Source organism: Pseudomonas sp. PS1(2021), assembly GCF_020405165.1.
In the GTDB taxonomy this organism is placed as follows: Bacteria; Pseudomonadota; Gammaproteobacteria; order Pseudomonadales; family Pseudomonadaceae; genus Pseudomonas; species Pseudomonas aeruginosa.
Window position 1 is genome coordinate 6,456,511 of the sequence record NZ_CP084484.1, and the last position, 26,000, is coordinate 6,482,510.

The 26,000-nt window shown below is 65.7% G+C and carries 25 protein-coding genes; 14 read left to right on the top strand and 11 right to left on the bottom strand.

Going from position 1 to position 26,000, the window contains the following annotated elements; genetic code table 11:
- Positions 1–49: 49 nt before the first annotated feature.
- The 5 genes from spuD to LE197_RS30595 all read left to right on the top strand — a co-directional run bounded on the left by spuD (position 50) and on the right by LE197_RS30595 (position 5,738).
- Positions 50–1,153, top strand: a complete 1,104-nt coding sequence (spuD, locus tag LE197_RS30575; RefSeq protein ID WP_003084299.1) for a putrescine-binding protein SpuD — start codon at positions 50–52, stop codon at positions 1,151–1,153.
- 418 nt (positions 1,154–1,571) lie between these two features.
- Positions 1,572–2,669, top strand: coding sequence for a spermidine-binding protein SpuE (gene spuE, locus LE197_RS30580; protein ID WP_003084301.1), 1,098 nt, complete (start codon positions 1,572–1,574; stop codon positions 2,667–2,669).
- Between the two features lie 54 nt (positions 2,670–2,723).
- Positions 2,724–3,878, top strand: coding sequence for a polyamine ABC transporter ATP-binding protein (gene potA / locus LE197_RS30585; protein ID WP_003084303.1), 1,155 nt, complete (start codon positions 2,724–2,726; stop codon positions 3,876–3,878).
- 26 nt (positions 3,879–3,904) lie between these two features.
- Positions 3,905–4,786 carry an ABC transporter permease subunit gene (locus LE197_RS30590; RefSeq protein WP_003121722.1) on the top strand — a complete coding sequence of 294 codons (882 nt, stop codon included), beginning with the start codon at positions 3,905–3,907 and terminating at the stop codon, positions 4,784–4,786.
- Between the two features lie 82 nt (positions 4,787–4,868).
- Positions 4,869–5,738 carry an ABC transporter permease subunit gene (locus LE197_RS30595; RefSeq protein WP_003084307.1) on the top strand — a complete coding sequence of 290 codons (870 nt, stop codon included), beginning with the start codon at positions 4,869–4,871 and terminating at the stop codon, positions 5,736–5,738.
- A 177-nt stretch (positions 5,739–5,915) separates the two neighbouring features.
- Here LE197_RS30595 and hacB read toward each other — a convergent pair whose 3' ends face one another.
- Entirely contained in the window at positions 5,916–8,303 is a 2,388-nt protein-coding gene (hacB, locus tag LE197_RS30600; protein ID WP_003160937.1) for an N-acylhomoserine lactone acylase HacB, read from the bottom strand.
- 110 nt (positions 8,304–8,413) lie between these two features.
- On the opposite strand from hacB, the gene LE197_RS30605 reads away from it, so the two are divergent.
- Complete coding sequence (locus LE197_RS30605; protein WP_003112941.1) at positions 8,414–9,466, top strand: AraC family transcriptional regulator; 1,053 nt, start codon at positions 8,414–8,416, stop codon at positions 9,464–9,466.
- Here LE197_RS30605 and LE197_RS30610 read toward each other — a convergent pair.
- The gene (locus LE197_RS30610) at positions 9,445–9,948 is read right to left on the bottom strand and encodes a transcriptional regulator (protein WP_003112942.1); all 504 of its coding nucleotides are present in this window, start codon (positions 9,946–9,948) and stop codon (positions 9,445–9,447) included. The genes LE197_RS30605 and LE197_RS30610 overlap by 22 nt on opposite strands.
- A 104-nt stretch (positions 9,949–10,052) precedes the next feature.
- Positions 10,053–10,664: a DUF6436 domain-containing protein gene (locus tag LE197_RS30615; protein ID WP_003118762.1), complete on the bottom strand. Its 612-nt coding sequence runs from the start codon at positions 10,662–10,664 to the stop codon at positions 10,053–10,055.
- 76 nt (positions 10,665–10,740) lie between these two features.
- Between LE197_RS30615 and LE197_RS30620 the strand changes: the two genes are divergently transcribed.
- On the top strand, positions 10,741–11,682 hold the full coding sequence (locus LE197_RS30620; protein WP_003084318.1) for an alpha/beta hydrolase: 942 nt from the start codon (positions 10,741–10,743) through the stop codon (positions 11,680–11,682).
- Positions 11,683–11,701: 19 nt separating this feature from the next.
- Here LE197_RS30620 and LE197_RS30625 read toward each other — a convergent pair whose 3' ends face one another.
- The gene (locus LE197_RS30625) at positions 11,702–12,454 is read right to left on the bottom strand and encodes a hypothetical protein (RefSeq protein ID WP_003084320.1); all 753 of its coding nucleotides are present in this window, start codon (positions 12,452–12,454) and stop codon (positions 11,702–11,704) included.
- Between the two features lie 48 nt (positions 12,455–12,502).
- On the opposite strand from LE197_RS30625, the gene LE197_RS30630 reads away from it, so the two are divergent.
- Positions 12,503–13,201 (top strand): 2OG-Fe(II) oxygenase, encoded by a 699-nt coding sequence (locus LE197_RS30630; RefSeq protein WP_003118764.1) that lies wholly within the window; start codon positions 12,503–12,505, stop codon positions 13,199–13,201.
- Between the two features lie 21 nt (positions 13,202–13,222).
- Here LE197_RS30630 and LE197_RS30635 read toward each other — a convergent pair whose 3' ends face one another.
- Positions 13,223–13,777: a DUF6160 family protein gene (locus LE197_RS30635; protein ID WP_003084327.1), complete on the bottom strand. Its 555-nt coding sequence runs from the start codon at positions 13,775–13,777 to the stop codon at positions 13,223–13,225.
- Between the two features lie 265 nt (positions 13,778–14,042).
- On the opposite strand from LE197_RS30635, the gene LE197_RS30640 reads away from it, so the two are divergent.
- A complete protein-coding gene (locus LE197_RS30640) occupies positions 14,043–14,537 on the top strand; it encodes a DUF523 domain-containing protein (protein ID WP_003112945.1) in 495 nt (164 codons plus the stop codon).
- A gap of 2 nt (positions 14,538–14,539) precedes the next feature.
- On the opposite strand, the gene LE197_RS30645 is transcribed toward LE197_RS30640, so the two are convergent.
- On the bottom strand, positions 14,540–15,232 hold the full coding sequence (locus tag LE197_RS30645; RefSeq protein ID WP_003084339.1) for an amino acid ABC transporter permease: 693 nt from the start codon (positions 15,230–15,232) through the stop codon (positions 14,540–14,542).
- Between the two features lie 71 nt (positions 15,233–15,303).
- Complete coding sequence (locus LE197_RS30650) at positions 15,304–16,074, bottom strand: cystine ABC transporter substrate-binding protein (RefSeq protein WP_003112946.1); 771 nt, start codon at positions 16,072–16,074, stop codon at positions 15,304–15,306.
- A 292-nt stretch (positions 16,075–16,366) separates the two neighbouring features.
- On the opposite strand from LE197_RS30650, the gene LE197_RS30655 reads away from it, so the two are divergent.
- Positions 16,367–16,804, top strand: a complete 438-nt coding sequence (locus tag LE197_RS30655) for a DUF4399 domain-containing protein (RefSeq protein ID WP_003084345.1) — start codon at positions 16,367–16,369, stop codon at positions 16,802–16,804.
- A 57-nt stretch (positions 16,805–16,861) separates the two neighbouring features.
- On the opposite strand, the gene serA is transcribed toward LE197_RS30655, so the two are convergent.
- Complete coding sequence (serA, locus tag LE197_RS30660; protein WP_003112947.1) at positions 16,862–18,091, bottom strand: phosphoglycerate dehydrogenase; 1,230 nt, start codon at positions 18,089–18,091, stop codon at positions 16,862–16,864.
- Between the two features lie 203 nt (positions 18,092–18,294).
- On the opposite strand from serA, the gene LE197_RS30665 reads away from it, so the two are divergent.
- From LE197_RS30665 to LE197_RS30680, 4 genes are all read left to right on the top strand, one after another.
- The gene (locus LE197_RS30665) at positions 18,295–19,689 is read left to right on the top strand and encodes an FAD-binding oxidoreductase (RefSeq protein WP_003112948.1); all 1,395 of its coding nucleotides are present in this window, start codon (positions 18,295–18,297) and stop codon (positions 19,687–19,689) included.
- Between the two features lie 91 nt (positions 19,690–19,780).
- Positions 19,781–20,446 carry a fumarylacetoacetate hydrolase family protein gene (locus tag LE197_RS30670; RefSeq protein ID WP_003110705.1) on the top strand — a complete coding sequence of 222 codons (666 nt, stop codon included), beginning with the start codon at positions 19,781–19,783 and terminating at the stop codon, positions 20,444–20,446.
- A 98-nt stretch (positions 20,447–20,544) separates the two neighbouring features.
- Positions 20,545–21,534, top strand: a complete 990-nt coding sequence (locus tag LE197_RS30675) for an SdiA-regulated domain-containing protein (RefSeq protein ID WP_016561505.1) — start codon at positions 20,545–20,547, stop codon at positions 21,532–21,534.
- Positions 21,535–21,617: 83 nt separating this feature from the next.
- The gene (locus LE197_RS30680) at positions 21,618–21,968 is read left to right on the top strand and encodes a NirD/YgiW/YdeI family stress tolerance protein (protein WP_003084357.1); all 351 of its coding nucleotides are present in this window, start codon (positions 21,618–21,620) and stop codon (positions 21,966–21,968) included.
- Positions 21,969–22,048: 80 nt separating this feature from the next.
- Here LE197_RS30680 and aphB read toward each other — a convergent pair whose 3' ends face one another.
- From aphB to LE197_RS30695, 3 genes are all read right to left on the bottom strand, one after another.
- Positions 22,049–23,083: an acetylpolyamine amidohydrolase AphB gene (gene aphB, locus LE197_RS30685; protein ID WP_003110574.1), complete on the bottom strand. Its 1,035-nt coding sequence runs from the start codon at positions 23,081–23,083 to the stop codon at positions 22,049–22,051.
- A gap of 15 nt (positions 23,084–23,098) precedes the next feature.
- Positions 23,099–24,493 carry an APC family permease gene (locus LE197_RS30690; protein ID WP_003112951.1) on the bottom strand — a complete coding sequence of 465 codons (1,395 nt, stop codon included), beginning with the start codon at positions 24,491–24,493 and terminating at the stop codon, positions 23,099–23,101.
- 420 nt (positions 24,494–24,913) lie between these two features.
- Complete coding sequence (locus LE197_RS30695) at positions 24,914–25,957, bottom strand: extracellular solute-binding protein (protein WP_003084365.1); 1,044 nt, start codon at positions 25,955–25,957, stop codon at positions 24,914–24,916.
- Positions 25,958–26,000 lie beyond the last annotated feature (43 nt).

A 26,000-nucleotide genomic window follows, 5' to 3' on the forward strand; every position in this document is an offset into this window, starting at 1 on the left:
TCGGTTGCGCCACCGCCCGGATACTTCAACAAAAATGGAGCTACCCCGCATGATGAAACGTTTCGGTAAGACCCTGCTCGCCCTGACCTTGGCGGGCTCTGTGGCCGGTATGGCGCAGGCTGCGGACAACAAGGTGCTGCACGTGTACAACTGGTCCGACTACATCGCGCCGGACACCCTGGAGAAGTTCACCAAGGAAACTGGGATCAAGGTCGTCTACGACGTCTACGACAGCAACGAAGTGCTGGAAGCCAAGTTGCTGGCGGGCAAGTCCGGGTACGACGTGGTGGTGCCGTCCAACTCCTTCCTCGCCAAGCAGATCAAGGCCGGGGTCTACCAGAAGCTCGACAAATCCAAGCTGCCGAACTGGAAGAACCTGAACAAGGACCTGATGCACACCCTGGAAGTCAGCGACCCGGGCAACGAGCATGCGATTCCCTACATGTGGGGCACCATCGGCATCGGCTACAACCCGGACAAGGTCAAGGCGGCCTTCGGCGACAACGCGCCGGTGGATTCCTGGGACCTGGTATTCAAGCCGGAGAACATCCAGAAGCTTAAGCAGTGCGGCGTCAGCTTCCTCGACTCGCCGACCGAGATCCTCCCGGCGGCCCTGCATTATCTCGGCTACAAGCCGGACACCGACAATCCCAAGGAACTCAAGGCGGCCGAAGAGCTGTTCCTGAAGATCCGTCCCTACGTCACCTACTTCCACTCGTCGAAGTACATTTCCGACCTGGCCAACGGCAACATCTGCGTCGCCATCGGCTACTCCGGCGACATCTACCAGGCCAAGTCCCGCGCCGAAGAGGCGAAGAACAAGGTCACCGTCAAGTACAACATTCCCAAGGAAGGCGCCGGCAGCTTCTTCGACATGGTCGCCATTCCGAAGGACGCCGAGAACACCGAGGGCGCCCTGGCCTTCGTCAACTTCCTGATGAAGCCGGAAATCATGGCCGAGATCACCGACGTGGTTCAGTTCCCCAACGGCAACGCGGCGGCCACCCCGCTGGTGTCCGAGGCGATCCGCAACGACCCGGGCATCTACCCGAGCGAAGAGGTCATGAAGAAGCTGTATACCTTCCCCGACCTGCCGGCCAAGACCCAGCGGGCGATGACCCGCAGCTGGACCAAGATCAAGTCCGGCAAGTGATCCGCGAGGAGCCCGGCGGCGCCTGACGCCGCCGGCGCTCCGGCACGAGAGAACCGGAACGCGGCCGGGTTTCCTCCGGCCACGCTCCCCTGCGAAGAGGTTCGACTCTTTTGCCCGTTCGTCCAGACGCTTCCTCCTGGGGGCCCGACGACCGGACGCAGTATCGACGACGAAGACGCTGCCATGGGCGCTGCGCCAATCTGCCGCGCCGGGGCCGGTCGTGTCGCTCGCACCGGGGCCGAGGGCCCGGAAAACCTGAAACCAACACGCCGGTAGGGAACCCAGCTCACTCATGTTTCCCGGCGGAATCGTCGGGTTGTCATGAAACCCGAGTGATCTGGGCTTACATCGGCACTTGAAGAACACGGGTCGAACAGGCAGGGTGCTGCCGTGAAAAGGCCCGGAACAGGAGTCGGACATGCAACATTCCATTGGCAAGACACTGCTGGTAGCCGCTCTGGCTACGGCGATCGCGGGCCCCGTGCAGGCGGAGAAGAAGAGCCTGCACATCTATAACTGGACCGATTACATCGCTCCCACCACCCTCAAGGACTTCACCAAGGAGAGCGGGATCGACGTCAGCTACGACGTCTTCGACTCCAACGAGACCCTCGAGGGCAAGCTGGTCTCCGGCCACTCCGGCTATGACATCGTGGTGCCGTCGAACAACTTCCTCGGCAAGCAGATCCAGGCCGGTGCCTTCCAGAAGCTGGACAAGAGCAAGCTGCCGAACTGGAAGAACCTCGATCCGGCGCTGCTCAAGCAACTGGAGGTCAGCGACCCGGGCAACCAGTACGCGGTTCCCTACCTGTGGGGCACCAACGGCATCGGTTACAACGTGGCCAAGGTCAAGGAAGTCCTCGGCGACCAGCCGATCGACTCCTGGGCCATCCTCTTCGAGCCGGAGAACATGAAGAAGCTCGCCAAGTGCGGTGTGGCCTTCATGGACAGCGGCGACGAGATGCTGCCCGCCGCCCTCAACTATCTGGGGCTGGACCCCAACACCCACGACCCGAAGGACTACAAGAAGGCCGAGGAAGTCCTGACCAAGGTTCGCCCCTACGTCAGCTACTTCCACTCCTCCAAGTACATCTCCGACCTGGCCAACGGCAACATCTGCGTCGCCTTCGGCTATTCCGGGGACGTCTTCCAGGCCGCTGCCCGCGCCGAAGAGGCCGGCAAGGGCATCGACATCCAGTACGTGATTCCCAAGGAAGGCGCCAACCTGTGGTTCGACCTGATGGCGATTCCCGCCGATGCCAAGGCCGCCGATAACGCCTACGCGTTCATCGACTACCTGCTGCGTCCGGAGGTGATCGCCAAGGTCAGCGACTACGTCGGCTACGCCAACGCGATACCGGGGGCCCGCCCGCTGATGGACAAGAGCGTCAGCGACAGCGAGGAGGTGTATCCGCCGCAGGCCGTGCTCGACAAGCTCTACGTTTCCGCCGTGTTGCCGGCCAAGGTGCTGCGCCTGCAGACCCGTACCTGGACCCGGATCAAGACCGGCAAATAAGTTCAAATTCCGCCCGGTAGCGTGACCGGGCTCAACGACTTGGGAGTTGTGGTAATGGCGATAGCCTCCGGTGCCTACAAGAAAGCCCTAGAGGGCAACCAGCAGCCGAAAGAGGTGCTGGTAAAGATCGACCGGGTAACCAAGCAGTTCGACGAGACGCTGGCGGTGGACACCGTGTCCCTGACCATCAACAAGGGCGAGATCTTCGCCCTGCTCGGCGGCTCCGGTTCGGGTAAATCCACCCTGTTGCGCATGCTCGCCGGTTTCGAGCGGCCCACCGAGGGGCGGATCTTCCTCGATGGCCAGGACATCACCGACCTGCCGCCCTACGAGCGGCCGATCAATATGATGTTCCAGTCCTATGCGCTGTTCCCGCACATGAGCGTGGCGCAGAACATCGCCTTCGGCCTCAAGCAGGACGGCCTGCCCAAGGCCGAGATCGACGAGCGCGTGGCCGAGATGCTCAAGCTGGTGCACATGACCCAGTACGCCAAGCGCAAGCCGCACCAGCTCTCCGGCGGCCAGCGCCAGCGGGTGGCCCTGGCCCGTTCGCTGGCCAAGCGGCCGAAGCTGCTGCTGCTCGACGAGCCGATGGGCGCGCTGGACAAGAAGCTGCGCTCGCAGATGCAACTGGAACTGGTGGAGATCATCGAGCGCGTCGGCGTGACCTGCGTGATGGTGACCCACGACCAGGAAGAGGCCATGACCATGGCCCAGCGCATCGCCATCATGCACCTGGGCTGCATCGAGCAGATCGGCAGCCCGATGGACATCTACGAGACCCCGGCGAGCCGCCTGGTCTGCGAGTTCATCGGCAACGTCAACCTGTTCGACGGCGTGCTGGTGGAGGACGTGCAGGACCATGCGGTGATTGCTTGCCCGCAGCTGGAGAACCCGATCTACATCGGCCACGGCATCAGCACCCGCGCCGAGGACAAGCGCATCACCTACGCGCTGCGGCCGGAGAAAGTGATGATCAGCGCGCAGAAGCCGGACAACCTGGAACACGCCGGGCACAACTGGGCCCAGGGCACCGTCTACGACATCGCCTACCTTGGCGGCCACTCGGTGTACTACATCAAGCTGGCCTCCGGGATGATCGTCCAGGCCTTCATGGCCAACGCCGAGCGCCACGTCGCCCGGCCGACCTGGGACCAGTCGGTGTACATCAGCTGGTACGACGACAGCGGCGTGGTACTGCAGTCATGAAATTCGCCAACAGCCTGAAAAAGCGCATGCCCACCGGGCGGCATGCGGTCATCGGGGTGCCGTTCCTGTGGCTCTTCCTGTTCTTCCTGCTGCCCTTCGCCATCGTGCTGAAGATCAGCCTGGCGGAAGCGGACGTGGCCATCCCGCCCTACACCGAGATCTTCGCCTACGCGGACCAGCAGTTGCAGGTGCTCCTCAACCTCGGCAACTACCTGATGCTGACCGATGACCCGCTCTACATCGATGCCTACCTCGGCTCGCTGAAGATGGCCTTCATCAGTACCCTGATCTGCCTGCTGGTGGGCTACCCGATGGCCTACGCCATCGCCCGCTCCAGCCAGTCCTCGCAGACCGTCCTGCTGCTGCTGATCATGATGCCGACCTGGACGGCGATCCTGATCCGGGTCTATGCCTGGATGGGCATCCTTTCCAACAACGGCCTGCTCAACAGCGTACTGATGGGGCTGGGGCTCATCAGCGAGCCGCTGACCATCCTCAATACCAACATCGCGGTGTACATCGGCATCGTCTATTCCTACCTGCCGTTCATGATCCTGCCGCTCTACGCCAACCTGGTGAAGCACGACCCGAGCCTGCTGGAGGCCGCTTCCGACCTGGGCGCGCGTAACTTCACCAGCTTCTGGAAGATCACCGTGCCGCTGTCGAAGAACGGCATCATCGCCGGCTGCATGCTGGTGTTCATCCCGGCGGTGGGCGAGTTCGTCATCCCGGAACTGCTCGGCGGCCCCGAGACCCTGATGATCGGCAAGGTGCTCTGGCAGGAGTTCTTCAACAACCGCGACTGGCCGGTGGCGTCCGCCCTGGCGGTGGTGATGCTGGCGATCCTGATCATCCCGATCATCCTGTTCAACAAGAACCAGGCCAAAGAACTGGAGGGCAAGGTATGAGCCAGCACAGCGTATCCCGCTCCGTATCCCGTTCAACAGGCTCTCCATCCAGAAGCGTGGCCAAAGAACTGGAGGGCAAGGTATGAAGCGCTGGAATTTCTCCAACGTCATGCTGATCGTCGGCCTGCTCTTCATCTACCTGCCGATGCTGATCCTGGTGATCTATTCGTTCAACGCCTCCAAGCTGGTGACGGTGTGGGGCGGCTGGTCGGTGAAGTGGTACGTCGGCCTGCTGGACAACACCCAACTGGTCAGCTCGGTCGGACGCTCCCTGGAGATCGCCTTCTATACGGCGTTCTCCTCGGTGCTCCTCGGCACCCTGGCGGCCTTCGTCCTCACCCGCATCCCGCGCTTCCGCGGTCGTACGCTGTTCGGCGGCATGGTCACCGCGCCGCTGGTGATGCCGGAAGTGATCACCGGCCTGTCGCTGCTGCTGTTGTTCGTGGCCATGGCGCAACTGATCGGCTGGCCGCAGGAACGGGGTATCGTGACCATCTGGATCGCCCACACCAGCTTCTGCTCGTCCTACGTGGCGGTGGTGGTGTCGGCGCGCCTGCGTGAACTCGACCTGTCGATCGAGGAAGCGGCGATGGACCTGGGCGCCAAGCCCTGGAAGGTGTTCCTGCTGATCACCATCCCGATGATCGCGCCCTCGCTGGCGGCGGGCGGCATGATGTCCTTCGCCCTGTCGCTGGACGACCTGGTACTGGCCAGCTTCGTCTCCGGACCCGGCTCGACCACCTTGCCGATGGAAGTGTTCTCGGCGGTACGCCTGGGCGTGAAGCCGGAGATCAACGCGGTGGCCAGCCTGATCCTGCTGAGCGTTTCGCTGTTCACCTTCTTCGCCTGGTACTTCACCCGCCAGGCCGAGGAGCGGCGTCGCCGGGCGATCCAGCAGGCGATGGAAGAGACCGCGACCGACTGGCAGAAAGGCTCGCCGACCCCGGCCTGAGCCCTCCGCCGAAAAGAAAAGGCCACCTGCGGGTGGCCTTTTTCATTGGCGCGTCGGTGGCGGGAAATGCCTGGCTACGCTCCGTAGGGCGACGCCCGAGGCGTTATCCGCCGATAGCCCGTTGTATCCGGCGGACAACCACCATGCGGCTACTCGCCCGACCCCACGCCGGCCGGCTCAGCGCTTCGGCTCCAGCACCAGCACGCCCTTGCTGTTCGCCTTCACCTCGTTTTCCTCGTAGTGCTGCGGCAGGTAGTGGCCCTCGATGTAGGCCTCGGCCTGGTCGTCGTAGTGGCCGTCGAAGGGCACGCCGCTCTGCCCGACCGGGTTGATGCCGAGGCTGTGGGTCGGGTCGGCGAAGTCCACCAGGCGCCGGGTCGATGGACCGTAGGTGACCGCCCAGGGGGCCGGGCCGATCTTCGCCGACAGATTGTTCGGTACCTCGTGGGTGCCGGGGGCGGCGAACGGACCGACGTTGAGAAGGCGCTTGAGCAGCGCCTGCTGGCCCAGGGCGTGCTCGTGGGTCAGGGTATGCGCCTTGCCCCACAGCCAGCCGGACGGGTCGTTGCCGAGGGTGCTGCGCAGATGCGCGAGGGAGGCGTTCCAGGCGGTCCTGACGATATCCGCGCGGGTTTCCCGGTGTTCTGTGCGGCGGTCGTCCCACCAGGGCGAGTCGGCGTCGCCAGCCAGCCGAGGCAGCGCGCTGTCGATGGCGCGGGTGGCGATCAGGCTGTCGAAGAAGGCATCGCCCAGTTCGTCGTGCAAGGCGCCCTCGGCAATCTGGAACAGCAACTGGTTGAACAGCGTGGCGGCGGTCGAGTCGACCGGGTAGTCGCCCTTCCAGGCCGCCAGTTGCTCGACCAGGCGCTTGCCTTCGGCGTCGTCGACCACCTCGCGCAGGACCGGCAGCAAGGGTGCGAGCAGGCGTGGCGCGTAGCCGGTGCGATTGCCGAGTTGCAGCGCGCGGCTGTTGTCCAGGTTCCATTTGGTGCCGCGGTCGGCCAGTTGGGTATCCAGCCACTGGCCGCGGTCCGCCAGGTTGTAGTAGCCGGGAATCGGCCGGCCATTGGCCGGGACCGGCTGGAAGTTGGCGGAGACGATATAGCCGCGCGCCGGGTTTTCCTCCTGTGGGTTGTCGGCGAACGGATAGAAGCCGGACTTGTCCGCCTCGCCCTTGCTGCCGTCGAGGATGAAGCTCGGGTTCACCCCCTCCGGCCGCTTCGGCAGGGCCGCCGAGGCCCACCAGCCGATATCGCCGGCGGCGTTGGCCCAGACCAGGTTGAGTCCCGGCGAATGGATCTTCGAGGCCGCCGCGCGGGCCTTGGCCAGGGTATCGGCGCGATTCAGCTGGTAGAAGGCGTCGAGCACCGGGTTCTCGGTCTCGAGGAAAGCCCACCACATGGCGATCGGGGTCTTGCCGGAGCTGGCGCCGAGCGCGTCGTTGACGATCGGACCGTGGGGCGAGCGGCGCAGGGTGAGCTTCACCGGCGCAGCGCCCTTGACCGCGATTTCCTGCTCCTCGCTCTGCAGGTCGACCCATTCGCCCTGGTACCAGACCTGGTTGGGGTTGTCCGGGTTGACCTTCTCGGCGACCAGGTCGAGGTCGTCGTTCTGGAACATCGTCAGGCTCCAGCCGAACGCACGGTTGTGGCCCAGCGAGGCGAAGGGGTTGAGCGCCTGGTGGTGGCCATAGAGTTCGAAGCCGGGCGCGCTCAGCTGGGCCTCGTACCATACCGCCGGCGCGGCGAAGCGGATATGCGGGTCGCCGGCCAGCAGGGGCTTGCCGCTGGCGGTGCGGCTGCCGGCGACGACCCAGGCGTTGCTGCCCTCGAACTGCGGCAGGCCGGCGTCCTCCAGGGCCTGCTGGCTGAGACGGGCGAGGGCGCCGAGGTCCTTCCAGTCGCCGGCGCCCAGTGCGCCGGAGGGCGTCAGCACGCCCTGCGGATGCCAGTCGAGATCGAAGATGCGCAGGTAGTCGCTGCCCAGTTCGTCGCGGATGTAGGTCAGCACCGGCTCGGTGCGGAAGGCGGCAGCGAAGCTGTAGGCCATGTAGCCGGCGATGCTCAGGGTATCTTCGGGGGTGAAGGGACGCCTGGGTATGCCCAGCAGATCGAATTCGAGCGGCGCCGGGTTGTTTTCCTGGAACTGGTTGACCCCGTCCAGGTAGGCCTCCAGCACTTTCCAGGGCTGCGACTGCTTGTCCTGGCGGGCGCTGTACTCGGCGGCGTGGTCGCGGATGCGCAGGGTGCGGAACAGACGGTCGGTATCCACCAGCTTGGGTCCGAGCACTTCGGCCAGCTCGCCGCGCGCCAGGCGCCGCAGCATTTCCATCTGGAACAGGCGGTCCTGGGCGTGCACGTAGCCGAGGGCGCGGTAGAGGTCGGTCTGGTTCTGCGCGTACAGGTGCGGAACCCCGCGCTCGTCGTAGCGCACGTCGACCGGCGCCTGCAGGTGGGCCACGGCGAGCGAGCCGTTGCGGAGCGGCTGCTTGGCATGGAGGTACCAGGCGCCGCCGGCAGCCGCGGCGGCGACCGCCACGGCGATCACGGTCAGGGTGCGTTTCATCGATCCTTTCTCCTTGTTGTAGTGCCGAGCATTCTGCGGATGCCGCCGGCCCGCGGCATTGACCGAATGCTCGGACCCTGGAAGTCTTTGGTCAATCGCGAGGAGCCGCCATGCAGGACGACCCGTCTACCAGCCCCCTGACCCATTCCGCCACGTTGCGGCGTCTGTTGTATGAAGCCCTGGACGCCCTCGGGCTCGACCCCACCCGCGTCTACCGCAGCGTCTACCGGCGTATCCCGCTGCCGCCGCCGACCCTGGGCGGCCGCCTGGTGCATGACAACGCCCCGTTGTTCTGGACCGAGCTGGCGGCGGTGACCGGCGATGCCGACATCGGCCTGCACCTGGGCGAGGCAATGAAGCCGCGCCTGCTCGATGTGGTCGGCTACCTGCTGCTGTCCGCGCGCGACCTGGAGGAGGCGCTGCGCAGCTTCGTGCGTTTCCAGCACATTCTCTCCGGCGGTTTCGCCGCGCGCCTCGAGGTCGAAGGGGAAACGGCAAGGCTGATCCTCGACATCAACTACCTGGGCTATGCCTCGCTGCGCCAGCAGATCGAATGCCTGATGCTGCTGTTCCTCAAGCTGCTGGCGCTGATCAGCGACGACGAGTTCGTCGCCGAGCGCATCGAGTTCCGCCACCGAGCCCCGCCGCGGCTGGGCGAACACCGCCGGTTGTTCGGCAGGCTGCCGCTGTTCTCGCGGCCGCACGATGCCCTGGTGTTTTCCGCCGCCTTGCTGCGGCGTCCTTCGCGCAACGCCAATCCGGACATGCATGACGTGCTGACCCGCCACGCGGAAGAACAGTCCCGCGAACTCAGCGAGAACCGCTTGCTCAATCGCGTGCGCTACCTGATCGAGCTGCGCCTCGGGGAGGGCTATGGCTTGCGCCAGTGCGCGGCGGAGCTGGGCCTTGGCAGCGGTGCCTTGCAGCGTGCGCTGGCCGCTGGGGGAGCGAGTTTCCGGCAGGTTCGCGATGAGGTTCGCCGGCAGCGGGCGAGCGAGATGCTGTTGGCCGGTCGCGCCATCCGCGAGGTGGCCAAGGCTTGCGGGTTCGCCGAGCTGTCGCCGTTCTACCGGGCCTTTCGCCGCTGGCACGCCGCGCCCCCGGAGCAATACAGGGCGCGGCTGGCGAAGCGGGAAGAGGGTTACTCGACCAGCGGTACCTGACGGCCGATCTCCAGGGTGGCGATGGCGTCGAGCTGGATCTCGATCTGCAGGAAGCGCATGGCGCGCTTGGGCGAGACGTTCTTGGCGATGCGCTTGACGTACTTGTCGCGCAGTTCCAGACGGTCCTCCTGGAGGTCGTCGACACGCTCGATCAGCTTGCTCGCCTGGTCGTCGCTGACGTTGCCGCTGTTGTAGGCCTGGGCGTAGTCGAGCAGGAGCTTGAGGGTTTCCTTGCTGAGCTTGTCCGACTCGGTGCGGTAGGTGTTGTAGATCGGCCAGAACTTCTCGCCTTCCTGGTCGGTGAGGTTCATGTTGGCCTCGACGATGCGCTTGCGCTTGTAGTCGACGTCGGCCAGGTCGTTCTGGATCTGCGCCTGGTGCTCCTTCATCAGTTCCTTGCTGCTGGGCTGAGGGTCGTTCTGGGCGGCCATCAGTGGCAGGCTGACGAGGGCGAGCAGGGCGAGGGTGGGACGTAGGGACATGCAGCGACTCCTTGGTTCGGCAACGGCCCCTCGTGGGCCGACCCGGGCAGTGTAGCCGCTACGCCTTCCGGCGCCCCCTCCGGAAGGCCCGGTGTTGAGCCAGGTCAGCCTTTTTCCGGGGTCCAGGGGCAGTAGCAACCCACGGCGAGGGTATGGGTGGCATCCACCGGACGTCCCTGCAGCAGCGCTTCGAGGATCGGTTCGATGAAGCTGTTGCTGGAGGTGCATACCGCGCCCTCGCTATAGGGGCCGAAGTAGGCCAGGCGGCCGTCGCGGTCCCAGATCGCCACGGCCGGGCTGGCCGGCAACTGCTCGGAACCGGGCAGACCAGCGAGGGGGCGCAGGGCGGCCAGGTTGTCCGGCAGGCGGCCCTGGCTGCCAGGCTTCTGCAGGACATGGAACTCCACGCCCTTGCCGGCGAAGCGTTCGATCAGCTCGCCGAGGTGCTGCTGGTTGCCGACGTTGCAGGGGCAGGCCGGGTCCCAGAAATGCACCAGGCGGATCGCCCCCGGCCCGGCCAGCTCGGCCGGCAGGCGCAGGCTGTCGCCGGAGAACAGGGTGGTCTGCTCGCTGAACGGGCGGATGTAGCGGATCTCGAACCACCAGTAGGCGGCGAGCAGGCCGCCGGCCCAGAGCAGGCCGACCAGGCTGACGAGGAGCGTCTTGCGGCGGGGAGTCATGGCATTCACACGGAAAACGGGTGCCAAGCTTGCCATGTGTTCGCGCGCAGCTGAATATCCCTGGGTTTCGCCCGTGGCCCGGCCACGAATCGATTGCAGCCCGGAACCGCCGATGTCAGAAGCCTTCAACCCCGATTACCTGCGCCAGCACCTGCGACCCTTGGCCGCGGCCGAGGCGGACGCCGCCGTCCTCGCCTACCAGGCCTACTACGGCCTGGACCTGCGCTCCCGCCATCCGCGCCTGCAAGCGCGGCTCGGCAGCATGGCGGTCGACGGGCGCCGCCTGGCGGTGCAGGCCTGGCTGCTGCCGGAAGCGCGCGGCAGCCTGTTGCTGATGCATGGCTATTACGACCACATGGGACTGTATCGGCACGTGGTCGACTGGGCGCTGGGCATGGGCTTCTCGGTGCTCGCCTGCGACCTGCCGGGGCATGGCCTGTCCGAAGGCGAGCGGGCCAGCATCCGCGACTTCGCCGAATACCAGGCTGTGTTCAAGGGCCTGCTGGGCCAGGCTGCCGAACTCGACCTGGCGGCGCCCTGGCACCTCTGCGGACAAAGCACTGGTGGGGCGATCCTGCTGGACTACCTGCTGCACGGCGGCGAACGTCCCGAGCTGGGCGAGACGATTCTCCTGGCGCCGCTGGTGCGCCCGCGCGCCTGGGGCTGGTCGAAGCTCAGCTACCGCCTGCTGAGCCCCTTCGTCGACTCGATCCCGCGGCGCTTCTCGGAGAACTCCAGCGATCCGCAGTTCCTCGACTTCCTCCGCGAGCACGATCCGTTGCAGCCACGCACCCTGCCGACCGCCTGGGTCGGCGCGCTGACCCGCTGGGTGCCGCGCATCGAGCGGGCACCTCGGCGTGCCCTGAGCCCCCTGGTGGTGCAGGGCGAGTCCGACGAGACGGTGGACTGGCGCCATGGCCTGAAGGTGCTGCGGGAGAAATTCGACGAGCCGCGGATACTGTTGCTGGAAGAGGCGCGCCATCACCTGGCGAACGAAAGCGAGGGGCTGCGGCGGCGCTATTTCGATTTCCTGAGCGACGCGCTGGGGGCCTGAGTTCCAGGCCCCGCGTCGATCAGGGGGCGACCGCCTGGTCCACCGCCAGGCCGGCTTTCAGCGCGGCCAGGGCCGCCTGGTAGTAGCTGCGGCCGGCCGGCGACTCGGCGAAGTTCACGTACTGGGTGAGTTCCGCATCGGAGAGATCGCGGTAGACATACAGCAGGGTGTTCTCCAGGTCCGCGCCGATCTGCTGCACCAGGCGCTGGCGCTGGCCTTCCAGCAACTGGCCGGTCTGTCCGCCGCCAAGCAGGCCGGGGAGGCCCGGAAGCATCTGGCTGAGGCTGTCGGCGGCGACCCCGGCCAGGGCCAGGCTGACTTCCGCGCCGGCCTCTCGGGCCGGAAGGACCTGGGCCAGGCGCTTGACCAGGGCCCGGCGTGGCTCGCTGGCGGTCTGCCGCGGCAGGCCGTTGCTGTGCTGGAGCAACTGGTCGCGGCGGGTGGCGAGCACCTCGGCGGCGACCACCTTGCGCCCCAGCGGCGACTCGAAGAAATTCAGCGGGCTGGCGCTGTCCGGCAGGTTCTCGCGCAGGCCGTTGAGGGCGCGCTGGTCGACTTCGGCCGGGGCGAAGCGGCGATTGCTGTTGTCCACCAGGGTCTGGTAGAGCGCGGGCGGCAGCTTGTCCTGGTAGCGCTTCTGCGCCGCGTCCAGGGCATCGCTGAAATGCGCGCGCTGGTCGGGCCAGCCAGCGGCCTGGTACAGGCGTTGATAAGGGTCGGCCAGGGCGGGCAGACCAACCAGCAGTAAAGCGAAGGCGAGCAAAGCGCGCATTGATACTCCTTTGGCGGCGAAAGCCTCGTCGTTCGGGTGGTGCCGTCCATGGGGCGCTATTGTCGACATGCGGCGGACCGCTTGTCGAGACACCGGGGCGGCACGCTACAATGGACAATGCACATCAACGTCAATCATCCCCTCCTGCATCGCATCGTCGATGAACTGGTCGACCAGGGCTGGTCGCACCAGAGCATCTTCATGCCTGAGCGTCTGACCACCAGATTGGCCGAAGAGTGCCGCACCCGTGCGGTCGCGGGCGACCTGACCCCGGCGGCGATCGGCCGCGGCGACGGCCAGGTGATCCGCGAAGGCATCCGCGGCGACCTCACGCAATGGCTGGAGCCCGGAGAATCCGAGGCCTGCGACGAATACCTGGGGGTGATGGACAGCTTGCGCCAGGCGCTCAACGCCTCGCTGTTCCTCGGCCTCGAGGATTTCGAGTGCCACTTCGCGCTGTACCCGCCGGGCGCCTATTACCAGAAGCATGTCGATCGTTTCCGCGACGACGACGCACGCACCGTCTCCGCGGTTCTCTACCTCAACGATGCCTGGTTGCCCGAGCATGGCGGCGCGCTGCGCCTGCACCTGCCGCAGCGGCAGGTGGACATCCAGCCGACGGGCGGTAGCCTGGTGGTGTTCATGTCCGCCGGCACCGAGCACGAAGTCCTGCCCGCCAGCCGCGACCGGCTGTCGCTGACCGGCTGGTTCCGCCGGCGCAACGAATCCCTCCTGCAACTCTCCTGAACCCTCGGCGGCGTCGCCGCCTCAGTGACCCCAGACCTTGATCGTGCCGCGCAGGTCGGTGATGTCGCGCAGTTCGATGCGGCCGATCGAGTTGTCGCCGATGTACAGGTCGCTGGCCACCCGCAGGCGGATGCGCTGCGCCGGCAGGCCGCTGGCGATCAACTGGTCGTTGATGGTGGCGAGGTCCGGCAGGCTGATCGCCAGTTGCTGCCCGCCGCCGCTGCCGGTGGTCACGTCCAGTGCCAGGGTCGGCTGCTCGACGCCGAAGATCGGCAAGCTCAGGCCGAGCTGGGCGGCGCCCAGGGGGATGTTGCCGCCGCGCCCGTCCGGGCAGTCGCCGGCCTTCACGCAGCCGTTGTCGATCACCAGGTTGCGCAGCGAGAGGCTGCCGCCGTCGTCCACCCAGGCGACCCTGGCCGCGCCGGCGCGCAGGTCCAGGCGCAGGCTGATGCCGGCCTGGCCGGTGACCTGGCTGAGACTGTCGTTGTCCAGGGCCTCCATGGCCGCCTGGCTGGCAGCGCTGGCGAGCAACGCGGGGGCCAGGAAAAACGGTAGAAGCGAGCGGGTCGGGAGCATGACGGGCGGGTCCTTCGCGGTTGCGCGGGAAGCCAGTCTGCTCGGGGCGGCGGAGGTTCGCCATGGGCCGCCCGCAGTTCTATCCTAAGGATCGGCAAGAAATAGCCCTGGTCCCCGCCATACGGGCGCTGGAGCGCTACCGCGAGGCCTAACTCCGGTTGGGTCGAGGGCGGGTTTCCCCGGTGTTTCCCGGCTACTGTTACCGGGCGTGACCATCGGCGAGCGGCGGGCTACTCTGTGTGCCTGTCAAAGGGGTGGAGCATCCATGCAGAAGGTTCTGGTCAGCCGTTGCCTGCTGGGCCACCTGGTGCGCTACGACGGTGGCAGCCATGGCCCGTTCGACCTGCTCTCGCGCTGGCATGCGCAGGGGCGGATCGTCGCCCTTTGCCCGGAGGTCGCCGGAGGCCTGCCGACGCCCCGCCCGCCAGCGGAGATCCCCGGCGGCCAGGGCGGCGAAGTGCTGGACCGGCTGAACCGGGTCTTCACCGTCGACGGCGAGGATGTCAGCGAAGCATTCCTGCTGGGTGCGGAGGCGGCAGTGGAACTGGTCCGCCGCCATGACATCCGGATGGCCGTGCTCAAGGCGCGCAGTCCTTCCTGCGGCAACCTGGAGAACTACGACGGGCGCTTCAACGGCAACCGGGTCGCCGGCGAGGGCGTTACCGCCGCCGCCCTCAAGCGCATGGGCGTGCTGGTATTCAACGAGGATGAACTGGACCGCGCCGCGGTCTGCCTGGCCGGCCTCGACGCCGGCGGCTGAACTCAGCGCCGCAGCGGCGCGGTCAGGCGGTTCTCCAGGGCTTTCTGCACACGCTCGAAGAGTGCCGAAAGCAGCCAGTAGATCCCGGCGGCGGCGAGATAGAGCGGCAGCGGCTGGAAGGTCTCGGCGATGACCTCCTTGGTCGCCAGCATCAGTTCGGTCACGGTGATCACGGAGATCAGCGAGGTGTCCTTGATCAGGCTGATCAGGCTGTTCGACAGGCTCGGCACCGCCAGGCGCAGGGCCTGCGGGGTGATGATGTTCCACAGGGTCTGGCCCCAGGTCAGGCCGACCGAGAGCCCGGCTTCCCATTGTCCCTTGTCGATGCCGAGGATCGCCCCGCGCATGGACTCCGAGAGATAGGCCGCGACATTCAGGGTCAGCGCCAGGATGCCCGCGGTGACCGGGGTGAACTCGATGCCTACGCTCGGCAGCCCGTAGTACAGGACGAAGATCTGCACCAGCAGTGGCGTCCCGCGGAAGGCGCTGACGTAGACCGCGGCGATCTGCGAGACCACCGGCACCTTGGTCACCCGGACCACCGCGACGCTGAAGCCGAGGATCAGGCCCAGGACCATCGATACCGCGGCGAACAGCACGGTATACATCGCGCCCTGGAGCAGGAAGGGCCAGGCCATCCCGAGCAGCTCGACCAGGTTGGCGAGCCATTCGAGCAATTTCTGCAGCGAATTCATTCAACACTCCATCGACAAACACGACGGCCGCGTCTCTCGGGCGCGGCCGCTTCCCCCGTTCGGGCGGGAGCTCACTTCGGCGGCTGGCTGACGTCCAGGCCGAACCACTTTTCCGAGAGCTTGGCGAAGCGGCCGTCGGCCTTGATCTTCTCCAGCGCCGCATTCAGCGCCTCGCCGAACTTCGGATTGTTCTTCCGGTAGGGAATCGCCATGTTCGCCACCGGTCCCACCGCCGCGCCGGGCTTGACCGGCAGCTTGGCCTCGCGGATGGCGAAGGGGATCAGCAGGCGGTCGTTGAGCGCCGCGTCGATGCGTTTGCTGGCCAGGTCCTGCAGGTATTCCGGGGCGCCCGGATAGGTGCGCACGTTGACGCCGGCCACCGACTTCGCCAGGTCGGCGTAGTTGGTGCCCTGGCCGACGCCGAGCTTGAGGCCCTTGAGGTCTTCCAGCGACTTGAACTGGCGGGTTTCGTCGGCGCGCACGATCAACTGGGCGCTGGAGATGGTGTATGGCTCGCTGAAGTCGAAGACCTTGCGCCGCTGCTCGTTCACCGAGACCTGGTTCAGCGCGATGTCGTACTTGCCGCTCTGCAGGCCGGCGAGGATGCCGCTCCATTCGGTGGTGACGAATTCCGGCTTGACCGCCAGTTCGGCGGCCAGCAGTTCGCCCAGTTCGGTCTCGAAGCCGGTGAGCTTGCCGCCCTGCTTGAAGTTGAACGGCGGATAGGTGCCCTCCAGGGCGATGCGCAGGGCGCCGCGCTGGTGGACGTCGTCGAGCAGCTCGGCATGGGCCAGCGGAGCGGCCAGGGATACCAGCATCAGCAGGCGGGGCAGAAATCGCATGTAGTACTCCTCGGGTGGGAATGAACGTCGGTCGGGCCTATGCTGTTCGTTCAGCTTAGCCGGGCCCGCGTCCTGGACAATCGCGAACCTACTGGGTTGCATGCGGTCTTTCCAGGGGTTGCGGGCATTGACCCGGATTATGTGCGCGAGCGCCGCTCTAACACGGGCTTCGCAGTGGAAATCGCTGTGCCAGCGATGCCTTTCCCTGATTCGGAAGGCACGAAGAGTGCCGGGGAAATTCCGTCCAGTGGTGTTTCCCGGGTGCTAACGGAAGTGAAAACAGGAGACTCCCATGAGAGTGACATTGCCTTGCCTCGGTCTAGCCGCCCTGATGTTCGGCGCATCCGCCAGCCTGATGGCTGCCGACCTGCCCCGGACGAAGGCGCCCGAAGGGGCGAAAGTGTATTTCATCACGCCGGCCGATGGTGCAACCGTCGACAAGACCTTCACCGTGAAATTCGGCCTGAAAGGCATGGGCGTGGCGCCGGCCGGCGTCGACATGCCGGATACCGGCCACCATCACCTGTTGGTGGACCTGAAGGAGCAGCCGGCGATGAACCTGCCGCTGCCGATGACCGACAACATCCGCCACTTCGGCAAGGGCCAGACCGAAACCGAGATCACCCTGCCGCCGGGCAAGCACACCCTGCAACTGCTGGTGGGCGACAAGAACCACGTGCCGCTGGAGCCGACCGTGGAGTCGGAGAAGATCACCGTTACCGTCAAGTGACGGAAACGAAAAAAGGAGGCCGCTGGGCCTCCTTTTTCCTTTCCGCCGGACGCTGCCTTAGAACAGCACGCGGCTACGGATGGTACCGTTGACCTGCTGGAGTTTCTCCAGGGCCAGGTCCGAGTACTCGGCATCGACGTCGATCACTACGTAGCCGACCTTCTCGTTGGTTTGCAGGTACTGGCCGGAAACGTTGATGCCGTTGTCGGCGAAGACCTTGTTGATCTCGCTCATCACGCCGGGGATGTTGGCGTGGATGTGCAGCAGGCGGTGCTTGCCTGGGTGCGACGGCAGGGCCACTTCGGGGAAGTTGACCGAGGACACCGAGGTGCCGTTGTCGCTGTACTTGACCAGCTTCTCCGCCACTTCCAGGCCGATGTTGGCCTGTGCCTCGGCGGTGGAGCCGCCGATGTGCGGGGTCAGGATCACCCGGTCCAGGCCACGCAGCGGGCTGGCGAATTCCTCGTCGTTGGATTTCGGCTCGACCGGGAACACGTCGATGGCGGCGCCGATCAGGTGCTCGTCCTTGATCGCGGCGGCCAGGTGGTCCAGCTCGACCACTGTGCCGCGCGCGGCGTTGATCAGGATGCCGCCCTTCTTCATCGCGCGGATTTCCTTCTCGCCGATCATCCACTGGGTGGAGGGCAGTTCGGGAACGTGCAGCGAGACGATGTCGGACATGCCCAGCAGCTCGTGCAGGCTGCCGATCTGCACCGCGTTGCCCAGCGGCAGCTTGGTCACGGTGTCGTAGAAGAACACCTGCATGCCCAGGGCCTCGGCGAGTACCGAGAGCTGGGTGCCGATCGAGCCGTAGCCGACGATGCCGAGCTTCTTGCCACGGATCTCGAAGGAATTCGCCGCGCTCTTGATCCAGCCGCCGCGATGGCAGGAGGCGTTCTTTTCCGGGATGCCGCGCAGCAGCAGGATCGCCTCGGCCAGTACCAGCTCAGCCACAGAGCGGGTGTTCGAGTAGGGCGCGTTGAACACGGCGATACCGCGTTCGCGGGCGGCGTTGAGGTCGACCTGGTTGGTGCCGATGCAGAAGCAGCCGACCGCGATCAGTTTCTTCGCGCAGTCGAAGACCTCTTCGGTCAGCTGGGTGCGGGAGCGAATGCCGATGAAGTGCGCATCGGCGATCCTTTCCTTCAGCTCGTCGCCGGAAAGCGCGGTCTTGAGGTACTCGATGTTGGTGTAGCCGGCGGCCTTCAGCGTGTCCACGGCGTTCTGGTGGACACCTTCGAGAAGAAGGAACTTGATCTTGCTCTTGTCGAGAGAGGTCTTGCTCATCTGCGTAAACCTGTTGTCCCGGAGGAAGTGGCTGGAAAGCGAACTGCGCGAAGCGGGTCCGGCCGGCGCTGGCCGGCACCCGCAACTCGGCGCCCAGAGGCACTAAGCGCGGGGGGCGTATGCTAGCATGTTCTCCCTTTTCCTTGCCCGGTTGCGACCTGAGTTGTTCTCAGGACGACCATGAATCATTTGAGAGTTCCCGAATGACCCGCGAAGCCCTGATCGAATCGCTCAAGCCCCTGGTCGAGCCTGGCAAGCTGCTCGACGACGCCGCCTCCCTGGACGCCTACGGCAAGGACTGGACCAAGCATTTCGCCCCTGCGCCGCTGGCCATCGTGTTCCCCAAGAGCGTCGAGCAGGTCCAGGCGATCGTCCGCTGGGCCAACCAGCACAAGGTCGGTCTGGTCCCGTCGGGCGGTCGTACCGGGCTCTCCGCCGCGGCCGTGGCGGCCAACGGCGAAGTCGTGGTGGCCTTCGACTACATGAACCGGATACTCGACTTCAATGCCTTCGACCGCACCGTAGTCTGCCAGCCGGGCGTGGTTACCAAGCAACTGCAGACCTTCGCCGAGGAAAACGGCCTGTACTACCCGGTTGACTTCGCTTCTTCCGGTTCCAGCCAGATCGGCGGCAATATCGGCACCAATGCCGGCGGGATCAAGGTCATTCGCTACGGCATGACCCGTAACTGGGTGGCCGGGATGAAGGTCGTCACCGGCAAGGGCGACCTGCTCGAGCTGAACAAGGACCTGATCAAGAACGCCACCGGCTACGATATGCGCCAGCTGTTCATCGGCGCCGAAGGCACCCTGGGCTTCGTGGTCGAGGCGACCATGCGCCTGGAGCGCACGCCGAAGAACCTCACCGCTATGGTCCTCGGCACGCCCGACTTCGACTCGATCATGCCGGTGCTGCATGCCTTCCAGAGCAAGCTCGACCTGACCGCCTTCGAGTTCTTCTCCGACAAGGCCCTGGCCAAGGTCCTGGCCCGTGGCGACGTACCGCGGGCGTTCGAAACCGACTGCCCGTTCTACGCCCTGCTGGAGTTCGAGGCGACCACCGAGGAAGTCGCCAACGAGGCGCTGGCCACCTTCGAGCACTGCGTCGAGCAGGGCTGGGTGCTGGACGGGGTGATGAGCCAGAGCGAGCAGCAGTTGCAGAACCTGTGGAAGCTGCGCGAGTACATCTCCGAGACCATCTCCCACTGGACGCCGTACAAGAACGACATCTCGGTCACGGTTTCCCGGGTGCCCGCCTTCCTCAAGGACATCGACGCCATCGTCGAGGCCAACTACCCGGACTTCGAGGTGGTGTGGTTCGGCCACATCGGCGACGGCAACCTGCACCTGAACATCCTCAAGCCGGAAAACCTCGGCAAGGACGAGTTCTTCGCCAAGTGCGCGACCGTCAACAAGTGGGTGTTCGAGACCGTCGAGAAGTACAACGGCTCGATTTCCGCCGAGCATGGCGTGGGCATGACCAAGCGCGACTACTTGACCTACACCCGCTCGGAAACCGAAATTGCCTACATGAAGGCACTGAAGGCGGTGTTCGACCCCAACGGGATCATGAATCCCGGCAAGATCTTCGCCGAGTAGCAGGTGTCGCAACGCAGAGGGCCGGTCATCCGGCCCTTCTCGTCTGTGGCGGGCGCCACGGATGCCTTTCCACCCGTTCAGGAGTCGGTAAATGAGTTACCAGCATCAATATATCGACGGCACCCCGATCCACTTCCCCCTGGGCAAGCTGGTCTGCGTCGGGCGCAACTACGCCGAACACGCCAAGGAACTGAACAACCCGGTTCCCACCGAGCCGCTGCTGTTCATCAAGCCCGGCTCCTGCGTGGTGCCGGTGAGCGGCGGGCTGAGCCTGCCGCAGGAGCGCGGCTCGGTACACTACGAGGCGGAAATCGCCGTGCTGATCGGCAAGCCGCTGTCGCGCAAGCCGAACCGCGAGGAGGTCCTCGACGCGATCTCCGGCTATGCGCCGGCGCTGGACCTGACCTTGCGCGAGGTCCAGGCGAAACTGAAGGAAAAGGGCCTGCCCTGGGAGCTGGCAAAGAGCTTCGATGGCGCCGGCGTGCTGTCGCCGTTCGTGAACGCCGACCAGTTTCCCGACCCGACCGACATCGGCATCCGCCTGACCATCAACGGCGAGGTGCGCCAGGACGGCAACAGCCGCGACATGCTCAATCCGATCGTGCCGCTGATCCAGCACATCGCCGGGCATTTCTCGCTACAGGCCGGCGATGTGGTGCTGACCGGCACGCCGTCCGGGGTCGGGCCGCTGAACAGCGGCGACGAGTTGCTGCTCGAATTGCCGGGCGCCAGCCGTTTCGAGACCCGCGTGCTCTGAACCGCTGCGGCCGCCGGGGGCGGCCGACTTCCCTAGCGCCGGCAGCGGAAGCGACTGTCGGTCGGCTGGCCGACGCTTCGATTGACAGGCCGGGGGCAATGCCCTTTCATGGCGACGCCCAAGAAAACACCTGGCCAAACAGTCGAGCCTCGCCCATGTCCCTTGCCTCCAAGCTTCCCCGTTTCCGCTGGCTGCTGCCGGCGTTCGTCGTGCTCGTCGGCGTGGTGCTGACCATCGTCATGCATTGGGACGATCGCGCCGGCCTTTGGTGGAAGGAAAGCCAGGCCAGCCAGCAGCAGCGCGACGAAAGCATCTGGCTGCCGGGCTATCGGGTGGTGATCGACGCCAAGCCGTTGCGGGGCCTGGAGGAGGAAGAAACCTCGGACCTGGCCTACAACCCGGCAACCAGGACCCTGTTCACCGTTACCGGCAAGCGGCCGCTGCTGGTGGAGCTGTCGCTCACCGGCGACGTGCTGCGCACCATCCCGCTGCTCGGCCTGAGCAATCCCGAAGGCGTGGCGGTGCTGGAGAACGGCAACGTCGCGGTGACCGACGAGCGCCGCAATACCCTGACCATCTTCCATGTCGACCCGCAGACCGCCGAGCTGAGCACCAAGAGCCTGGCCGAATTCCCGCTGGGCAATATCGGCAAGAAGAACAAGGGCTTCGAGGGCATCGCCTGGGATCCGCGCCAGCAGCGTCTGTTGCTGAGCAAGGAGCGCGATCCGATGACCCTGTTCAGCTGGAAGAGCGACGGCGGGCCGAGCCTGAGCGGGGCGATGACCGCGCTACCGAGCGACGACCTGTACATGCGCAACGTCTCGGCCCTCAGCGTCGACCCGCGTACCGGCCATACCCTGGTGCTGTCGGCCGAATCGCATCTGCTGCTGGAGCTGGACGAGAAGGGCGAGCCGGTCAGCTTCATCAGCCTGCTCGGCGGCTTCAACGGCCTGGACAGCAAGATCCCGCGCGCCGAAGGGGTGGCCATCGACGACGAGGGCACCATCTACATGGTCAGCGAGCCGAACCTGTTCTACGTGTTCCGCAAGAAGAGCGGCGAGCGCCTGGCCACCAGCGACGCCGATTAAGCTTCGCTTAAGCGCCGATTAAGCCTGGTTTCAGCAAGGCTTCGTAGCCTGGACCCATCGAAACCAACTACGAGGCGTTACCCATGAAACTTCGTCACCTGCCCCTCATCGCTGCCATCGGCCTGTTCTCCACCGTCACCCTGGCCGCCGGCTATACCGGCCCGGGCGCTACCCCGACCACCACCACGGTGAAGGCCGCGCTGGAAGCCGCCGACGACACCCCGGTGGTCCTCCAGGGCACCATCGTCAAGCGCATCAAGGGCGACATCTACGAGTTCCGCGATGCCACCGGCAGCATGAAGGTGGAGATCGACGACGAAGACTTCCCGCCGATGGAAATCAACGACAAGACCCGGGTCAAGCTGACCGGCGAAGTCGACCGCGACCTGGTCGGCCGCGAGATCGACGTCGAGTTCGTCGAAGTGATCAAGTAAGGCCCTGAATCGAAACGGCCCGCCTCCCGGAAGAGAGGCGGGCCGTTTCGCGTTCCGACCGGGCGAAGTTGCGGGCGGGCTTACCGGTGAACCCCTTCGAAACCCTGTAGCACGTTCACCGCGTTGATCCCGATTTCCTCCACCGCGTAGCCTCCCTCCATCACGAACAGCGTGGCCAGGCCGAGCTTGCCGATGGCTTCGCCCATGCGCAGGTAGTCGGGGCTGTCCAGGCGGAACTGGGAAATCGGGTCCTCCTTGAAGGTATCCACCCCCAGGGAAACGATCAGGACGTCCGCCGCATAGGCCTGGATCTGCCGGATCGCCGCCTGCAGCGCCTGGCTCCAGGTCGCCCAGTCGCTGCCGGCCGCCAGTGGGTAGTTGAAGTTGTAGCCGGTGCCGACGCCGTTGCCCTTCTCGTCGGCGTAGCCGAGGAAATAGGGGTATTCGAAGCGCGGATCGCCGTGGATCGAGGTGAACAGCACATCGGCGCGGTCGTAGAAGATGTCCTGGGTGCCGTTGCCATGGTGGTAGTCGACGTCGAGGATCGCCACCCGCCCGGCGCCCCGGTCGAGGAAGGCCTGGGCGGCGATGGCGGCATTGTTGAAGAAGCAATAGCCGCCCATGTAGTCGGCCGCGGCGTGGTGGCCCGGCGGGCGACAGAGCGAAAATACCGAGCGCGCGCCGTTGGCGAGTTCGGACTGGCCGCTGAGGGCGACGTTGGCCGAACTGGTGATCGCCTGCCAGGTCCCGGCGGTGATCGGCGCGCCGGCGTCGAAGGAGTAGTAGCCGAGGCGACCGTCGATGTTGTCCGGCTCCGTCTGCCGCAGGCGCCGGGTCGGCCAGGCGATCGGCAGCATGTCGTGGCTGCGGCCGGTGGCCAGCCAGTCCTGCCAGGCGTTCTGCAGGAAACGCACGAAACCCTCGCTGTGCACCCGGCGGATCGGTTCCAGGCCGAAGTCGCGCGGTGCGCGGACTTCGCCGAGGCCGACGGCCTTCACGCGGTCGAGGACCATGTCGGCGCGGCTGGGTTTTTCGAAGCAGGGGGTGAACTGGCCGCCGATCAGTTCGTGCCGGCCGTGGTGCAGGCGATGGTCGTCGCTGTAGATGGTCAGCATGTCGGGCTCCCGGGCTCAGTTCTGTTCGGAGAAGGTCACGGTCGGCGCCTTGCGGCGGAAACCGCCGGTATGCAACGCCAGGTAGGCGAGGCCGGCGGCGAACCAGGTCAGGCCGATCACCAGGGTCAGCGCCGAGAGGCTGGTCCACAGCCACAGGGTCAGGCCCAGGCCGATGGCCGGCACCAGCCCGTAGCGCAGCAGGTCGCGCGGGGCGCGGCGGCCGTCGAGCAGCAGGTAGCTGCGGATCACCGCCAGGTTCACCGCGGAGAACGCCACCAGCGCGCCGAAGCTGATCATCGAGGCCAGGGTGGTGAGATCGATGACCACCGCCAGCAGGGAAATCACCGAGACCACCAGGATCGCGATCACTGGCGTCTTGAAGCGCTCCGAGAGGCTGCCGAACACGCGCCGCGGCAGGATGCCGTCGCGGCCCATGCTGTAGAGGATGCGCGACACCGAGGCCTGCGAGGCCAGCGCCGAGCCGGCGGCGCCGGCGACGTAGGCGGCGGTGAAGAAGCTGGCGAGGAACTTGCCGCCGGCCGCCAGCATCACTTCGTTGGCCGCCGACTCGGCGTCCTGGAATACGCTGCCGGGGAACACCAGTTGGCTGAAGACCGCCAGCACGGTGAACAGCAGGCCGGCGCCGACCGTGGTGATGACGATGGCGCGCGGGATGTCGCGTTGCGGGTCGCGGGTTTCCTCGGCCAGGGTCGAGACCGCGTCGAAGCCGAGGAACGACAGGCACAGCACCGCCGCGCCGGCCATCAACGGGGCGAAGCCCGGCTGGCTGCCGTCACCGACGAAGGGCAGGCTCAGGTCCAGCGAGGGGATGCCGGCCAGGTGCTTGACCGCCATGGCGACGAACACCACGGCGAAGACGAACTGGGCGCCGACGATCACGTTGCTCATGCCGGCCACCGAGCTGATGCCGATCACGTTGAGCACGGTGACCAGGCCGATCGCCGCGAGCACGAAGACCCAGGCCGGCACCATCGGGAAGGCGATGTTGAGGAACAGGCCGATGAGCAGGTAGTTGATCATCGGCAGGAACAGGTAGTCGAGCAGCAGCGACCAGCCGGCGAGGAAGCCGACGCAGGGGCCGAAGCTGAGGCTGGTATAGGAATAGGCCGAGCCGGCGATGGGATATTTCTTCACCATGAAGCTGTAGGAAAAGGCGGTGAAGAGCATCGCCGCCAGGGTGATCAGGTAGGCGCTGGCGGTACGACCGCCGGTGATCTCGGTGACTACCCCGTAGGTGGTGAACATGGTCAGCGGAACCATGTAGACCAGCCCGAAGAAGACCAGGGCGGGAAGCCCGAGGATGCGCCGCAGGCCGGTGCCCTGGGCGCTGTGGACGTACTCGGGGCGCTTGCCGCCGATGAGGATGCCGTTGTTGCGTTCGCTGGCCATGTTCCGCTCCTCGCGAAATGCCGTATCGATCCCGCAGGCGGCCGCTTGGGCGGACCTTTCCTGCGCCGGGTGAATGGACGGGCTAGTGGAAAACCGCTGGGGTTTCCGCCGGGTCGGTGGAAATGGCAGTGACGAGAGGGCGCGTGGCGTGTGCGGGCACGGGCGTTGGGGCGTCGATAGTGTTCATGGCGTTCTCAGGAAGCGTTCTTGTTGGATTTCTAGCTCGCGGTCGCGAGGTTCCCTTGGGCTCTGCCGGCGCCGTTTCCGCGGCTCCGGGCGACCCCTCGAGGAGGGCGCGGTTCGACTCTAGCAATCCGGTTTCGCCGGGGAGAACCCTGTAGACGGTCAAAAAGGGATCGAAATGGCCAAGCTGGCTGGCCGGCCAGCGCTGGCGCGAGCTGGCCGCCAGCGCCGCGTCGATCATTTCTTAAGCTTGGTCCAGACCTTGCTGCGCAACGCCAGGGCTTTCGGCGAGCAGAGCTTGAACGGCTTCAGGCGGTCGAGCTTGTCCTGCGGGGTGTTGATCGCCGGGTCGTCGAACAGTGCTTTCTCCATGAATTTCTCCGAGCCGACGATGGCGTTGTTGTACTTGGCGAAGTTGGAGGCGGCGGCGATGTTCTCCGGGCGCATCATCCAGTCGATGAAGACGTGGGCTTCCTTGACGTTGCTGGCGTCGCGCGGAATCGCGAAGTTGTCGATGAACAGCCGGATGCCTTCCTTCGGATAGACGTATTCGAGGCTGGCGCGTTGGGCGTGGGCGCGGTGGAAGGCGCCGTTCCACTGCTGGTGCATGGCGACCTCGCCGGCGGCCATGCGCTCGATGGTGCCGTCGCTGTTGTACATGGCCAGCGCCGGCTTTTGCCTGAGCAGCAGGTCGAGGACCTTCTGCGCTTCCCTGGCGTCCTCGGTGCATTCGTCGATGCCGAGGTAGTAGGTGGCGGGAATGAACAGTTCCTCGATGGAGTTTAGAGCCACCACCTTGCCTTTCAGCTCGGCTGGTGGTTCGAAGAACGGCTTCCAGCTTTCTTCCAGCCTGCCGCCCGGCACCTTCGCCGTATCGTAGCTGTAGCCGGTGGTGCCCCAGAGATAGGGAATGCTGTAGTCGTGGCCGGGATCGAAGCCAAGGGTCCGGAAGTTTTCCTTCAGATTGCCCAGGCTCGGCAACTGGCTCTTGTCGAGCTTTTGCAGCAGCCCCTCCTTGACGAATATTTCTATGAAACTGTCCGACGGCACCACCACGTCGTAGGCGCCGCCACCGGCCTTGAGCTTGGCCAGCAGCGTCTCGTTGCTGTCGTAGGCGTCGAGGGTGGCCTTGATCCCGGTGTCCTTCTCGAACTTTTTCAGTAACTCCGGCGGGTAGTAGTCCGACCAGTTGGCGAAGTGCAGGGTGCCTTCGGCGCGAGCCTGGCCGCCCAGGGCTAGACCGGCGGCGAAGAGCAGGGTGAGCGGTGTGCGGTAGGTCATGATGGACTCCTGGCGATCTTCTGTTTTTTCTTCGTGGAGGCAG